This window comes from Morganella morganii H1r, from assembly GCF_000633515.1.
Classification (GTDB): domain Bacteria; phylum Pseudomonadota; class Gammaproteobacteria; order Enterobacterales; family Enterobacteriaceae; genus Morganella; species Morganella morganii_B.
The window spans coordinates 107,075-120,971 of sequence record NZ_AYMP01000029.1 but is presented as its reverse complement, the minus strand read 5'-3'; the positions used below and the strand labels follow the sequence as shown (position 1 = coordinate 120,971).

At 49.7% G+C, this 13,897-nt stretch carries 12 protein-coding genes; 6 read left to right on the top strand and 6 right to left on the bottom strand.

Translation table 11 applies throughout. The annotated features are described in order from the left end of the window. Window positions 1-27 precede the first annotated feature (27 nt). The 4 genes from U868_RS0117130 to U868_RS0117115 form a co-directional block, all read right to left on the bottom strand. Window positions 28-1,083 (bottom strand): hypothetical protein, encoded by a 1,056-nt coding sequence (locus tag U868_RS0117130; protein WP_025154362.1) that lies wholly within the window; start codon window positions 1,081-1,083, stop codon window positions 28-30. Further along, window positions 1,080-2,081, bottom strand: coding sequence for a hypothetical protein (locus U868_RS26005; protein WP_240182736.1), 1,002 nt, complete (start codon window positions 2,079-2,081; stop codon window positions 1,080-1,082). Before U868_RS26005 ends, U868_RS0117130 begins: the two co-directional genes overlap by 4 nt. A 111-nt stretch (window positions 2,082-2,192) precedes the next feature. Further along, complete coding sequence (locus tag U868_RS0117120; RefSeq protein ID WP_025154360.1) at window positions 2,193-3,665, bottom strand: DASS family sodium-coupled anion symporter; 1,473 nt, start codon at window positions 3,663-3,665, stop codon at window positions 2,193-2,195. A 193-nt stretch (window positions 3,666-3,858) separates the two neighbouring features. Next, the gene (locus tag U868_RS0117115; RefSeq protein ID WP_025154359.1) at window positions 3,859-4,797 is read right to left on the bottom strand and encodes a helix-turn-helix domain-containing protein; all 939 of its coding nucleotides are present in this window, start codon (window positions 4,795-4,797) and stop codon (window positions 3,859-3,861) included. A gap of 80 nt (window positions 4,798-4,877) precedes the next feature. Here U868_RS0117115 and U868_RS0117110 point away from each other — a divergent pair, with 80 nt between their 5' ends. Then, the gene (locus U868_RS0117110; RefSeq protein WP_025154358.1) at window positions 4,878-5,474 is read left to right on the top strand and encodes a TetR/AcrR family transcriptional regulator; all 597 of its coding nucleotides are present in this window, start codon (window positions 4,878-4,880) and stop codon (window positions 5,472-5,474) included. 24 nt (window positions 5,475-5,498) lie between these two features. Here U868_RS0117110 and U868_RS0117105 read toward each other — a convergent pair whose 3' ends face one another. Together U868_RS0117105 and U868_RS0117100 are read right to left on the bottom strand one after the other, a co-directional pair. Continuing rightward, complete coding sequence (locus tag U868_RS0117105) at window positions 5,499-6,440, bottom strand: alpha/beta hydrolase (protein WP_025154357.1); 942 nt, start codon at window positions 6,438-6,440, stop codon at window positions 5,499-5,501. Between the two features lie 18 nt (window positions 6,441-6,458). Beyond that, entirely contained in the window at window positions 6,459-7,109 is a 651-nt protein-coding gene (locus tag U868_RS0117100) for a LysE family translocator (RefSeq protein WP_029991256.1), read from the bottom strand. Between the two features lie 389 nt (window positions 7,110-7,498). Here U868_RS0117100 and U868_RS0117095 point away from each other — a divergent pair, with 389 nt between their 5' ends. From U868_RS0117095 to U868_RS0117075, 5 genes are all read left to right on the top strand, one after another. Beyond that, on the top strand, window positions 7,499-8,392 hold the full coding sequence (locus tag U868_RS0117095; protein WP_025154355.1) for a hypothetical protein: 894 nt from the start codon (window positions 7,499-7,501) through the stop codon (window positions 8,390-8,392). Window positions 8,393-8,902: 510 nt separating this feature from the next. After that, entirely contained in the window at window positions 8,903-10,201 is a 1,299-nt protein-coding gene (locus U868_RS0117090) for a dicarboxylate/amino acid:cation symporter (RefSeq protein WP_025154354.1), read from the top strand. A 444-nt stretch (window positions 10,202-10,645) separates the two neighbouring features. Then, entirely contained in the window at window positions 10,646-12,304 is a 1,659-nt protein-coding gene (locus U868_RS0117085; RefSeq protein WP_025154353.1) for a fumarate hydratase, read from the top strand. A 26-nt stretch (window positions 12,305-12,330) separates the two neighbouring features. Then, window positions 12,331-12,921 (top strand): cob(I)yrinic acid a,c-diamide adenosyltransferase, encoded by a 591-nt coding sequence (cobO, locus tag U868_RS0117080; protein WP_024472838.1) that lies wholly within the window; start codon window positions 12,331-12,333, stop codon window positions 12,919-12,921. Between the two features lie 176 nt (window positions 12,922-13,097). After that, the gene (locus U868_RS0117075; protein ID WP_025154352.1) at window positions 13,098-13,850 is read left to right on the top strand and encodes a M48 family metalloprotease; all 753 of its coding nucleotides are present in this window, start codon (window positions 13,098-13,100) and stop codon (window positions 13,848-13,850) included. The last annotated feature ends 47 nt before the right edge of the window (window positions 13,851-13,897 follow it).

Sequence of the window (13,897 nt, the reverse complement as noted above, 5' to 3'; positions counted from 1 at the left end):
GCCTGCGTAAGCCGGCGGTGTGTTATTTCACCGCAGGCGGATATCATTTTGTACCGGGGTTATCAGCGCGGAAAAGCTGAACGGCGGATTGTGCATCTGCCCGGTATTACAGTGACGTAAAAAGCGCGATGCCCTGAGCGGCAGCAGATCCGGACGGCCGTGACAGCCCAGTGTCTGTAACTGACCGGGCCACTGTTTTGCCGCCTGTTTCAGGTGCTCTGCCGGATCACCGGCGATCAGATTAAAACCGTAAGGCAGCCAGTGTGACGGTTCAAATTTCCTCTGTAATGTCAGTCCCCAGCCGGATGCCCCGCTGTAAACCGGCGGCCGGAAATCCGGTGCCAGCACATGACGCAGTGTCAGCTCCCGTGCCTTCATCATCTGCAGTAAACGGATATGCTGCGGCAAACGGGGCAGTTCATCCAGCACCTGTGACAGCGAGCTGTACAGCCGTTCCGCCATCATCGGACTGTCGAGGAGAATAAAGCGCGGCGAGTTGCTTACTTCCCTGAAGAACAGGCAGGTATCCCACAGGATCAGTTCCGGGGCAGGTAAATCCGAGCCGCTGATCGCCATTGCGCTGATCTTCGGCCCGTTTTCGGTCAGGCGGATATGCGGCGGGGTGATTTTCCGCCAGTGACGGATCAGGGTATCGGTTCCGGTCACCACCACGGTATCGGTATCACGGAGTAACGCGGTCTCACTCTGCGCCGGATCGGCAAATTCACAGGCGATGTTGTCCGCCCCCGGTTGTCCGCACAGCATCGTGAGCCAGTCGCTGAGGTTACGGGCTCTGATACGGACAGCGGTACCGGTGATATAAGCAGCGATGACCAGCTCCGCCGTGGTCAGCGGGTTATGACCGTTATCAATAATCAGCACACGTTCTGCCGCATACCATTGTGTGCCGCTGAGAGCACTTTCTGCGGCGGTATCAATGGCGCGGGTGTCAGCCAGCCACTGCAGACGCATCTGACAGAATGAGTGTGTGGCCGGGTCGGCGGAAAATACCGGTTTACGGCTGAGCATTGCCGACAGGCGCTCTTTGATGGCTGAAATGCGCGTACTGATAGCGTTTGTCATCCTATTTCATCCCCGCTGAAGCTGTCCCGTGCCGTAATACTGCCCCGGAAATATATCCAGGGCAGCATGCTGCCGCAGGCACAGCCGGTGCCCTGTTCACAGACATCGGTCGTCAGCAGGCGCTGGGCGGGCAGCGGTGTGAGCAGCGGGGTATTCAGCTGTAACAGGCCGGTATTGCCTTCCGCTGCCGGATAGCCATTCTCACCAACCAGCATAAAGCGGGCAAACTGCGGAATATGGAAATGCCCTTCCTGACAACTGATATAATGCAGCGGGTGTGCCGGTGTACTGTAGATTTCACGGATGATGACGGACGGTGCCAGCAGTGTCTGCGGCAGTTTATCGGTGATGATCCTGCGGTGGCTGCTCCGGCCGTGACTGCTCAGTATGCGGATATCCCCTTTCAGGGCAAAAGGTGCCGGGCTGTGCTGTGCGAACTGCACGGCATGATGTGCGGCGGCAAAGAGATACACCGGATCACATTTCTGCGCCCATTCCATCAGCACCGCCCAGGCCAGCACAGTATTCGGCTGACCATCAGAAAAAACAGCGGTAACGCACTCTTTTACCGGTGCAAACTGCGTCAGCTCAGGAAACCGCGGGGTGTCGTATTCATTGTACGGAGAAGACGGGTGCCGGGAAGACGGCGGTGGTGTCAGCAGCAGGAAACGCGCCGGACGGGTGTCGGTGAGTCCGCTGAGGCGGAGAACGGATGCCATCGCCCGTGTAATGGTTCCCGCGTGCTTTTCATCGGTATGTGTGGCAGGGCATCCGTTGCGGAACAGGGCTGCGGGAATGACCGGCGCGGGCTCTGCGTTATCCAGCAGGGCATAGGACGGATTATAACGGCAGTGATAATTGTCAGTCTGCTCCATCGCTTTCTGATAACGGGTCTCCGCTGACGGGGTCAGCGTCGCACAGGGCGACGGGTTCTCCGCGAACTGTTCAATTGCACCGGTGTCCGCAGATACCGGCTGTACAATCTCCTTTTGCATCATCTCCCCTGATAGCACTGATAAAAACGGCGGGGTCAGTATATAAGTATTCGTTATGCGATAATTCTTAATTAGGCAAAGAATACACTCAGGAAGATGATTCCGGTCAATCGGTTACCAGTATCCGAGGAGTTTCCACCACAGGCTGCCAACGATAATCCAGATAACCAGGTTGACGATGCTCATCACCAGGCCGGTTTTCCACCATTCACCGAGTGTGGTGTAACCGGAACCGAAAATAATCGGCGCAGTACCGGTACCGTAATGAGTCAGTGACATCATCAGCGAGGAGGAAAACGCCAGGGTCAGCCCGAGCAGCATCGGCGGTGCGCCGAGTGCCAGCCCTGCGGCATAAAACGCGGCAAACATGGCGGTGATATGCGCCGTGGTACTGGCAAAAAAGTAGTGGGAATAGACATAGAACAACACCAGCAGCAGCATCCCGCCGGTCCAGCCGATCCCGAGATGATCAATACCGCCGCCGACCGTCAGGGAGACCCAGGTTATCAGCCCGAGTTTGCCGAGGAACGATGCCATCATCACCAGCGCGGCGAACCAGACTACCGTATCCCACGCCCCTTTGTTTTTCAGCACATCATCCCAGCTCAGCACACCGCTGCACAACAGGGCGGCAAGGCCGATAAAGGCGGCGGTGGTCGGGTTCACATTATGTTCACTGCCGAACAGCCAGCCCGGAACGCCGGCCCACAATGCCAGCAGCAGGATAAAGACCGCGAGTGTGATTTTTTCCGGCAGGGAAACCGGGCCGAGTTCGCGGAGCCGCTCACGGGCAAAATCCGGGGCATCCGGGGTGGCGGTGATCTCCGGTTTATACAGAAAATAGATCACCAGCGGCATGGTGATCAGTGAGATCAGTGCCGGTAAAAACGCGGCCACTGCCCACATCGACCAGCTCAGTTCCGCCCCTGTTCCTGCTTCCTGCATAATCAGTGACACAATCAGCGGGTTAGGTGCGGTAGCGGTGATAAACATGGCGGACGTGATAGGGTTGGTATTGTAATTCACCAGCGCCAGATAACGGCCGATTTTCCCGCTGGTACCGTCATCGGCTTTTGAACCGAAGCTGTCCGCGATAGAGCGCATAATCGGATGGATGATCCCGCCGCCGCGTGCGGTATTACTGGGCGTCACCGGTGCCAGCACGGTTTCGGCGATCGCCAGGGAATAAGCGATACCCAGTGTTTTCTTCCCGAACAGGGAAATAAAATAATACCCGATACGCGCACCGAGCCCGGTTTTATTCAGGCTGAGGGAGACCATAATAGAGACCCCGATAAGCCAGATAAGCTCATTGGAGAAACCACTCAGAGCATCAGCGAGTGCGGCTTTCGCGGAGCCGGGATTGGTCACGCCGGTCAGGGCGACGAGGGCAATCGCGACCATGGAGACCGCCCCGATTGGCATTGCTTTACCGATAATCGCGGCAATGGTGCCGACAAACAGTGCGAGCAGATGCCAGGCATTCGGATCAACACCATCGGGTACCGGAACAGCAAACCAGATAATACAGGTAATAAGAACTGCAATTAAGGAAGGAACAGGTTTCAGCGGAGTCAGTTTATTCATAGGTCCGTCCGTGGTAATTGTATTTAACTGCCGGAGGGTGACGTATTTATACTGAGTAATGAAGGTATAGTATATTACAACCGGTAAATAACCGTGCTTTGATTTACTGACCGTAATCAATATTATATCAGATGCCGGTTATTTTTATGTAACAGAAAATAACAGGCATAAACAGGAAGAAAAGTGAGGGGAGTTAAAGTACCGGAATATAATAATCCACACACAGATGCTCCGGCGGATTATCCGTTATCGCTTCAGTACGGGTATATTTTTCAATATCCAGACCCGGACGGCGGCATAATCCGAGTTGTGGTAATGCGTATAAATACACATTGAAGGTAAAGTCACGGTAGTCACGGAATAAGCCGTCAAAGTGGAATTTTGCATATTTCCCGCGGTTAATCACCGCCGGTATTAATGCGTTTTCCTGTACAATAAAGGCCGGATCATCCACCCCGATATGATAGCCGATAGCAATACATTCCGGTTGATCCGGTGTTCTGTCATAGGCGGTGCGGACATAACAGTACGGAAGGTCCGGTGACACCAGACGGATAAAGTCCCGCCAGAATGTCGTGCGGATCTCTTCATGCAGATGGCCGATTTCATCCAGCGGTGACTGGTAGTGATAGCCCTTTTCCATAACAGGGATCTCGTCCAGCATAATAATGTCCGGTTGCGGCAGCGGCGGCATTTCCAGCTGTACCGGCGGTTGCAGCGTTGTCAGATCCCAGTTGGGATTGCGGCGGTATTCTGTCGGGGTCATATTAAAGACCGCCTTAAAACGCCGGGCAAAAGATTGCTGGGAATCAAACTGATACTTCAGTGCGATATCGCCGATGTTTTGTGTGGTCAGCCGTAATTCGGTGGCAGCTTTTGTCAGACGGCGGCGGCGGATATAGCCTGCCAGCGTCATGTTGGTAAACCGTTTAAAAATCCGCTGAAAATACCATTTGGTATAGCCGGAACGTTCAGCTACCACATCCAGTTGCAGTGACTTATCCAGGTTATGCTCAATCCACAAAATAATGTCTTTTATCACGCTGAGATAAAAGGCATTGTCATCCTGTTCTTTATCGGTGACCGGTACGGAATCAACGGATTCCGTGACAGTGTTATCATGTTTAAGCATAAGGATTTCCGTTTATTGGCACCCAAAAAAATACTATGATACGATTACATACTGATAGTATGTAACAGGGCATTTTTACCATGAACACACTGACCAGGCAACAGGAAAATTCAGCACGGACGCGGCAGGCATTACTGATTTCGGCACACGGACTTTTTATTGAAAAAGGCTATCAGTCCGTTTCGATTGATGAAATTGCCCGTGATGCCCGGGTCACAAAAGGGGCGTTTTATCACCACTTTAAAAGTAAAAGTGACCTGTTATTGCACTGCTATGAAATACAGCTGCAAAAAATCAGTACTGTCCTCGGTAATATTGAACCTCTGGCGGATAAATGGGAAGAGCTGCAGCTTGTTGTCTGCAGTTTCATGAATTATCTGGAACAGCATTACCGGGAACTGATTCCGGTTCAGGAAGTGATGCCGGTCGCCGGGTGGTATGAATTTGAGGATATTAACCGGCGCTATATCAGCAGCCGGGTGGATAATATTATCAGTCAGCTGAAGGCAGAGCAGGTAATTAAAGAGTATGACCCTTATCTGTTATGCAGTCTGATCCACGGTTTTATGATGCATATTACCCTGAATATTAAAAGTCTCGCGGAATTCCCAGGCTTTAAAGATGATTTCACTGAAATTTATAATAATTTCCTGCAGACACTGAAAAAAACACCCTGACGGAATATACCCGCTGACGTCATGTCAGCGGGCGGATAAAAACAGGGTAATGGCAGGAACCAGATCCGGGTGCAGCGGCAGCGCCGGATTATTGTAACTGCCGATGGCCGCCGCACAATCAGCAGGGGTCGCTTTCAGAACGTGATTCATGGTTGCTATCTCCGCATACTGATTATCCGGTGCGGTACGGATAAGCCGTTCGCCGTTTTCCGGAGGGATTTGACAGTCATGACCACCCTGAATAATCAGTCCCGGAACGGTCACTTTTGCCAGCTCTTCTGCCGGGTCATACTGCATCCACGCCATAAAATAGCGTTGTAATTCCGGGGCGAACAGAATATTGAGAGACGGCGGCACATTCTCCGCGGTTTTCTCTGCTTTCAGCCGGTCAATCACATCGTTGATATAGGTCAGTGCTTCCGGCGGGAATGGCTGAGTACGCATTTGTTTTTTCAGGATAATATCGATGGTATATCCTGCGGGTGAAACCAGGATAATCCCTGCCGGTTTATGCTGTTGTGCCATCAGGGTGGCAAATAACGCCCCTTCGCTGTGGCCGAGCAGATACACCGGGGTGTCCGGATAGCGCTTTTGCAGAAAATCAAACCACGCCTGATAATCACTCAGATAACCGGCAAAGGTGATATCTGCCGGGTTAACGGCTGCCGCACCGGCACCCGTTCCGGCTTTGTCTGTCCGCAGTGTGATATAACCGGCATCACTCAGGGCATCGCCCAGCATCCGCAGATTATCGGTCTGACTGCCCGGGCTGTTACCGTCCCGGTCCACCGGGCCGGAACCGGCAATAAACAGGATGACACCTTTCGGCGTGCTGTTGTCCGGCAGTGTCAGTGTGCCTTTAAGGCCGTTTATTTCAGCCGGGATATCTTTCCCGGCGACAGCCGTTTGCAATGAAATAAAAATAATCAGCAGGGCGGTAAAACAATGGCGTAAAACAGCAGTCACGTTAATATCCTGATTAAGTTAGGGCGTGCTTTTAAATGTCATATGAATAATTTTCAGTCCGACCATACCGAGAATAATACCGGCGGTTTTATCAATCCAGAAGGCACAGCGATTAAATTGCTGACGTACTGCGGGACGGGTCAGAAGATACATAATCAGACTGTCCCAGATTAATACGGCCATCACCATCCAGAGTGCAATACCGGTTTTAAATAGTGCGGAATTATCCTGACTTTCCAGCACAACAGTAAACAAACTTAAATAGAATAATAAATTCTTGGGATTTAACAGGCCGGAGGATAAGCCGATCAGAAATTCTTTGGTGAACGTACTCTGCGGATGCGTATTTTTATCTTCTGCTGCCTGTGCCATCAGAAAACGGTAATCAGATTTCCTGGCCTGTAATGCCTGCCATGCGATAAAGAGCAGGAATACTCCGCCAAACAATTTAATCAGAATCATCAGTGTGACAGATTGTGCGAGGATAGCGCCTGCTCCGGCCAGACAGAGTACAATATACAGCGCATTGGCAGTGGCAATACCGGAGACAACACCGAATGCCACCCGTCTGCTGTTACGCAGGGTACTTTTTATAATCAGCAGAAAATCAGGCCCGGGGCTTATCAGAGCGATAAAGTGAGCGAGCGCCACAGCAAAAAAAATTATCATGATGATTATCCGGCACAGAAATAAAGTAATAAAAAAAACATATCACTGAACCGGGGATTGTCATACAGAAATATTGTCAGGGTGCACATAATGCGCGATAACATCACCGGATGACGAATAGTTAAATATTAATAACGAATTAAAATAATCTGCTTTTTTACTATTCTTCTGTTTGTGACAGTAATAATGCAGATTGGTGATAATAAAAAAGAAACGTCGGAAAATACATGTTATTCCCCGGCCGTATAAATCATCATTCTGTTATTTTCCGGCTTTGCCTGATTATTGTGTTTTTCTGCCCCGGCGTTTGCCGGTAATTTATCCTATGCCGGGTAAATAAGGATTGATAACATCGGGACTGTGTTCAGAACAATATGATGAGACCGATTATGAAAACCGCATTAAAACTAAGTGTATTAGGTTCTGCCGTATTATTAATGGCCGCCTGTGACAGCCTGGATCCGGACAGCACGAAAAATGAATTCTGGTACAGCAACCCGGCTGACACCACACTGACCTTTAAAGTGGATGATAAAGAATACACCACCGAACCGGGTACCACCGGGAAACTGACATTATCACCGGGTATGCACAGCATTGAGAATGCGAAGGGTGAGAAACAGAATTTTATGGTGTATGACAATAACAGCGGCGGCATTATTAACCCGGATAATCACGTCTATTATATGCTGTCTGAGATCTATGCGGTGGAAGGGCAGAGCGATCGCTTTAAACCGGCGCTGTATGATGTCACCATTAACGGCCATGATTTGCAGATGCCGGTACGCAGCAGCAATGCCACCCTGATTGACCACAATCTGTTTAATTGCAGTTACCCTGTCGGTACGGCGTTCCCGGCAGAGATTACCACCAGTAACCGCCAGTCTGCCGGCAATATTAAAACCAAGTGTTTTGATAAAGCAGAACTGATGGCCTATATCGAATCGGATTACGGCGAAAAATTACAGCCGGTTGCGCCGGGTGATGAGCTGAAAGACTCGGTGAATATGACCTTCGATTACACTATTCCGGAGCCGCAGTTTAAAGATGCGGAAACGCAGAAACAGGCCCTGAAATTAACCGGGCTGCTGAAGCAGATTAAAGAATCGGATAATCCGGATATTCATGACGATCTGAAAAAAGAGATCCACCAGACCATGATGGATCTGGTGTCTGCTTCCGCCGGGTCCGCGTCATCCAATACGGTGGCGGAAAATGAATACTACAATACCTTTATCACACAGACCGGTAATTTCAGCGGTTTTGGTATTCAGCCGAAATAAGTGTTTTTTCACCGGAGATGTTAAAGGCGGCATGTGATGCCGCCTTTAACATTAATTTTTTTAATGAAAAATAATAAAGTGATGATTTTATCAGCAACAAAAAATTAAACAATAAAAGAGAGGGACATCAAATAAAAAAAGAGTATGATTTCAGGAGAGCCGTATTTTTCATCTGAAAACCGGCCGGTAGTATAAAAAAACAACATCATTGTTAATGTGATGTAAAAAATGGTTTAAAATACACTTTATTACGTAACATCTGTTACGGAATCCTTTATCTGCAACAAAGTAATGGCGGAATAATGTACGGTCCGCCCAGTAAAATAACACATCACTATGTCAATAGCGGTGTATTTTATTGTTCATTTTGTTAAAGGCAGATGTCAGTTTTGTTCTGAACTCCCTCACTTTCTGCTCATGATTTTTTCTGCGGCTGTCAGGCTCAGAAGAAATTAATCAGATTTTTTAAAGTCTCCGGGGGATTAAGTACATCAGCATTATGGAGATAGTATGAAGTCAAGAAGTTTAACAACCTGGATTGTGGCTGCGTTATTTATCGGGGTGATTGTCGGCTTTGCGCTGAATAAACTGGCCACACCCGGGTTTAATCAGCAATATTCCGCTGATATCTCAGTGGTGACGGATATTTTCCTGCGATTGATTAAAATGATTATCGCGCCGCTGATCGTCTCCACGCTGGTGGTGGGTATTGCGAAAATGGGGGATGCGCGGACACTCGGCCGGGTCTTCTCCAAGACACTGTTTTTGTTTGTCTGCGCTTCTTTTATTTCGATTACACTCGGGCTGGTGATTGTTAACCTGCTTAAACCGGGTGCGGGAATTAACTTTGTGGCACCGGCGGATACGGTGGTGGACAATGTGGCGACCGCCGCGTTTTCGGTGAAAAATTTTATCGCCCATCTGATCCCGACCAGTATCGTTGATGCTATGGCCCGTAATGAGATTTTGCAGATTGTTGTTTTCTCTATTTTTATGGGAATAGCGCTTTCCGCAATCGGTGAGAAAGGCAGACCGATTCTGACATTGCTGGAGTCCGTCGTCAGCCTGATGCTGAAACTGACCGGCTATGTCATGTTGTTTGCCCCGCTGACGGTGTTTGCCGCCATTTCCGGTATGATCGCCGAGCGCGGGCTGGTGGTGCTGCTGGAAGCCGGTATTTTTATGGGTGAATTCTACCTGACACTGGCAACATTATGGCTGGTGTTAATCGGCCTGGCGGTACTGATCACCGGGCGCTGTATTCTGCGGCTGACCAAAGGGATTACCGAACCGGCGCTGCTGGCATTTACCACCTCCAGTTCCGAAGCGGCTTTCCCGGGCACACTGAAGCAGCTCGAGCAGTTCGGTGTTTCCAATAAAATTGCCAGCTTTGTGCTGCCGATTGGTTATTCCTTTAACCTCGTCGGTTCTATGGCGTACTGCTCTTTCGCGGTTATCTTTATCGCCCAGGCCTGTAATATTGAGATTTCCATGGGGGATCAGATAACCATGCTGCTGATCCTGATGCTGACATCCAAAGGTATGGCCGGTGTGCCACGTGCCTCGCTGGTGGTGATTGCCGCCACACTGACACAGTTTAATATTCCGGAAGCCGGATTAATTCTGCTGATGGGCGTCGATCCGTTCCTCGATATGGGCCGCTCCGCAACTAACGTGATGAGTAACGCCATGGGCGCCGCGATTGTCGGACGCTGGGAAGGCGAACATTACGGGGAAGGTTGCCACGGAAAAGCGCCGGTAACGGTTGTTGATATGGCAGAGCCGGAGCTGCTGAAAAAAGCAGGCTGAAAACGTATTTCAGGTATGAAAAAAACACAGGTGCGGGTTTTCACCTGTGTTTTTTTATATCTGACGTTTGTATCTCATGACCCGCTTAACACTTTTACATTTTCATTGATCTGTATTTCTGTATTAAGATCTCACTTTTTATAAAATAAACTTTAGGTTTTTATTTTATAAATTTAATCCAATCATCAAATGTAACGACAATATGTTATTTTCTCATTTTAAAATCGTTAATTAATAGTTTATCTGGTTGTTTTGACATTGATTTTTTAATTGTTAAACAGTGGTGTTATACCGGTCTGTTCCTTCATGAAATTCACCAACTTCTTCATTTTAATCATTTGTTTTCGTGCACAATAAGCCACCATAATCGGGACAGGTAATTTTATTTTTTAAATTATGAGTCAATAGGTTCTTCATTTTTCTGATTTAATACGAGTGAATATAATGACAAATAAAACTTTTGAGTATCAGGAGCCATTCCCGTTATCGGAAGATAAAACGGACTATTATTTGCTGAGCAGGGAGCATGTTTCCACGGCGACATTTGAAGGCCGTGAGATGCTTAAGGTTGAACCTGAAGCGCTGACGCTGATTGCTCAGCAGGCCGTGCATGATGCTTCCTATTTCCTCCGTCCGGCACACCAGAAACAGGTGGCGCAGATTTTAAGCGATCCTGACGCCAGCGAAAACGACAAATATGTCGCGCTGCAACTGCTGCGCAATGCGGAAATTTCTGCCAAAGGGGTTCTGCCGAACTGTCAGGATACCGGTACCGCGACTATCGTGGCGAAAAAAGGCCAGCAGGTGTGGACCGGTGTCAATGATGCGGAATGCTTATCCCGTGGTATCTACAACACATTCCAGCGTGAGAACCTGCGTTACTCACAGAATGCGGCGCTGGATATGTACACGGAAGTGAATACCGGCACTAACTTACCGGCACAGATTGATATCCTGGCCACCGAAGGCGCGGAATATCACTTCCTGTTTATCAACAAAGGCGGCGGCTCTGCCAACAAAACCGCGCTGTATCAGGAAACCAAAGCGATTCTGGAACATGATCGCCTGAAAGCATTCCTGATCGACAAAATGAAGTATCTCGGCACCACTGCCTGCCCGCCGTACCATATTGCGTTCTGTATCGGCGGCACCTCACCGGAAATGAACCTGAAAACGGTGAAACTGGCATCAACCAAATATTATGACAATCTGCCGGATACCGGTAATGAGCTGGGACGTGCCTTCCGTGATCGTGAGCTGGAGCAGGAACTGCTGGAAGCCACCCGTGAGTTCGGTTTCGGTGCTCAGTTCGGCGGTAAATATTTTGCCCACGATATCCGTGTGATCCGCCTGCCGCGTCACGGCGGTTCCTGCCCGATTGGTCTGGCATTGTCCTGTTCGTCTGACCGTAATATCAAAGGGAAGATCACCAAAGACGGGATCTGGCTGGAGAAACTGGAATACAACCCGGCAAGCTACATTCCGGAATCGATGCGCAAAGAGAATGAAAGCGACATGGTCAGCATCGACCTGAACCGGCCGATGGCGGAAATCCTGAAAGAGCTGAGCAAATATCCGGTCTCCACCCGTGTCTCTCTCAGCGGCCCGCTCATCATTGCCCGTGATATCGCGCATATGAAACTGAAAGAGCGTCTGGACAGCGGACAGGGATTACCGCAGTATTTCAAAGATCATATGGTGTACTATGCAGGTCCGGCGAAAAAACCGGAAGACCTGGTTTCCGGCTCTCTCGGCCCGACCACCGGTAACCGGATGGATCCGTATGTGGACTTGTTCCAGTCGCAGGGCGGCAGTATGCTTATGCTGGCAAAAGGAAACCGCAGTCAGGCGGTGACCGATTCCTGTAAAGCACACGGCGGCTTCTATCTGGGCAGCATCGGCGGTTCTGCGGCGATTCTGGCTCAGGAATATGTGAAGAGCCTGGACATTCTGGAATACCCTGAACTGGGTATGGAAGCGGTCTGGAAAATGGAAGTGGAAGGGCTCCCGGCCTTTATCCTGGTGGATGATAAAGGGAACAACTTCTTCGAACAGGTTCAGACGAAAAAATGTGAGAAATGCGTGGCAGGCCAGCCTGCCTGAGCCAACACTTTCCCTGAGGAGTTTGCATGAGCGACGAACGTTATCAACAACGGCAACAGAAACTGAAAGAGCATGTCGACGGGCGCGTTGCCGCGGCTCAGAAGACCGGCGGGGTCCTGATGGTCTTCACCGGTAACGGGAAAGGGAAATCCACAGCGGCCTTTGGTACCGCGACACGCGCCGCCGGACACGGTATGAAAGTGGGCGTGGTGCAGTTTATCAAAGGCCAGTGGGAGTGCGGCGAGCGCAATGTGCTGGAAAAACTGGGGGTTGAATTTCATATTATGGCCACCGGTTTTACCTGGAACACGCAGGATAAAGAAGGCGACACCAAAGCGGCACAGGAAGTATGGCAGTTCGGTAAAGCAATGTTACAGGATCCGTCTTATGACCTTGTGGTGCTGGACGAACTGACTTATATGGTGCGCTACGGTTATATCGACCTGGATGAGATTATCAGTTACCTGAAAAACCGCCCTGAAAACCAGAGCGTGATTATTACCGGCCGGGGATGTCACCGGGATATCACAGATCTGGCAGACACCGTCAGTGAACTGCGTCCGGTTAAACACGCATTTGACAGCGGCATTCAGGCACAGAAAGGTATCGACTGGTAATTCATCCCGTAAATACAGTTTGTCATTACAATCGCTCCGTTGATACGGGGCGATTTTTTTTGCCGGTACGGCAGTGTTATGGCTGTTTTTCAGAATAGACTGCTGGTGCCGGATAAACCTGTATTGATATTTTCAAAGGCAGGAGATATACCCTGTAAAAAACGGAAACGAATATAATGAAATTAAAGACACTCTCTGCTCTCGCGGTATCTGCTGTTGTTCTGGCCGGTTGCCAGAATATGAATTACGACTCGCTGGCACAGTCCGGTGGTCAGTTATTTCAGGCCGCAACCCTGACCGATGCGGATATGGTGAAACTGACTGACGGCGCCTGTAAAGAGATGGATGCCCAAAACCAGGTCGCACCGGCATCAAGCCAGTATACTGCCCGTATGAATAAAATTGCCAAATCATTGGGCTCTGACGTTAACGGCACCAAAGTGAATTACAAAGTGTATATGACCAATGAGCCGAATGCCTGGGCGATGGCGAACGGCTGTGTCCGTGTTTACAGCGGCCTGATGGACATGATGAATGACAATGAAATCGAAGGTGTTCTCGGGCATGAATTAGGACATGTCGGTCTCGGCCATACTAAGAAAGCCATGCAGGTGGCTTATGCTGCCGTGGCGGCAAAAACCGCAGCAGGTTCAGCGGGCGGTATTGCATCCCAGCTGAGTAATTCTCAGTTTGCTGATATGGGGGTAAAACTGGTGAATGCCCAGTTCTCTCAGCATCAGGAAACGGAGGCCGACAATTACTCTTATGATTTGCTGAAAAAACGCGGCATTTCCACTGAAGGTCTGGCGACCAGTTTTGAAAAACTCGCGAAAATGGATAAAGGGCAGAACAGCATGTTTGATTCTCACCCGCCGACCACAGAGCGCGCAGAGAATATCCGTAAGCGTATCGCGGAAGATAAAAAGTAATTATTCCTCATAATAAAGACGTGATACTGTTTGGTATCACGTCTTCA

Excerpts from the sequence above, each read along its gene's own strand:
- U868_RS0117130 (WP_025154362.1), bottom strand. The coding sequence starts at position 1,083 with ATGACAAACGCTATCAGTACGCGCATTTCAGCCATCAAAGAGCGCCTG.
- U868_RS26005 (WP_240182736.1), bottom strand. The coding sequence starts at position 2,081 with ATGATGCAAAAGGAGATTGTACAGCCGGTATCTGCGGACACCGGTGCA.
- U868_RS0117120 (WP_025154360.1), bottom strand. The coding sequence starts at position 3,665 with ATGAATAAACTGACTCCGCTGAAACCTGTTCCTTCCTTAATTGCAGTT.
- U868_RS0117115 (WP_025154359.1), bottom strand. The coding sequence starts at position 4,797 with ATGCTTAAACATGATAACACTGTCACGGAATCCGTTGATTCCGTACCG.
- U868_RS0117110 (WP_025154358.1), top strand. The coding sequence starts at position 4,878 with ATGAACACACTGACCAGGCAACAGGAAAATTCAGCACGGACGCGGCAG.
- U868_RS0117100 (WP_029991256.1), bottom strand. The coding sequence starts at position 7,109 with ATGATAATTTTTTTTGCTGTGGCGCTCGCTCACTTTATCGCTCTGATA.
- U868_RS0117095 (WP_025154355.1), top strand. The coding sequence starts at position 7,499 with ATGAAAACCGCATTAAAACTAAGTGTATTAGGTTCTGCCGTATTATTA.
- U868_RS0117090 (WP_025154354.1), top strand. The coding sequence starts at position 8,903 with ATGAAGTCAAGAAGTTTAACAACCTGGATTGTGGCTGCGTTATTTATC.
- U868_RS0117085 (WP_025154353.1), top strand. The coding sequence starts at position 10,646 with ATGACAAATAAAACTTTTGAGTATCAGGAGCCATTCCCGTTATCGGAA.
- cobO (WP_024472838.1), top strand. The coding sequence starts at position 12,331 with ATGAGCGACGAACGTTATCAACAACGGCAACAGAAACTGAAAGAGCAT.
- U868_RS0117075 (WP_025154352.1), top strand. The coding sequence starts at position 13,098 with ATGAAATTAAAGACACTCTCTGCTCTCGCGGTATCTGCTGTTGTTCTG.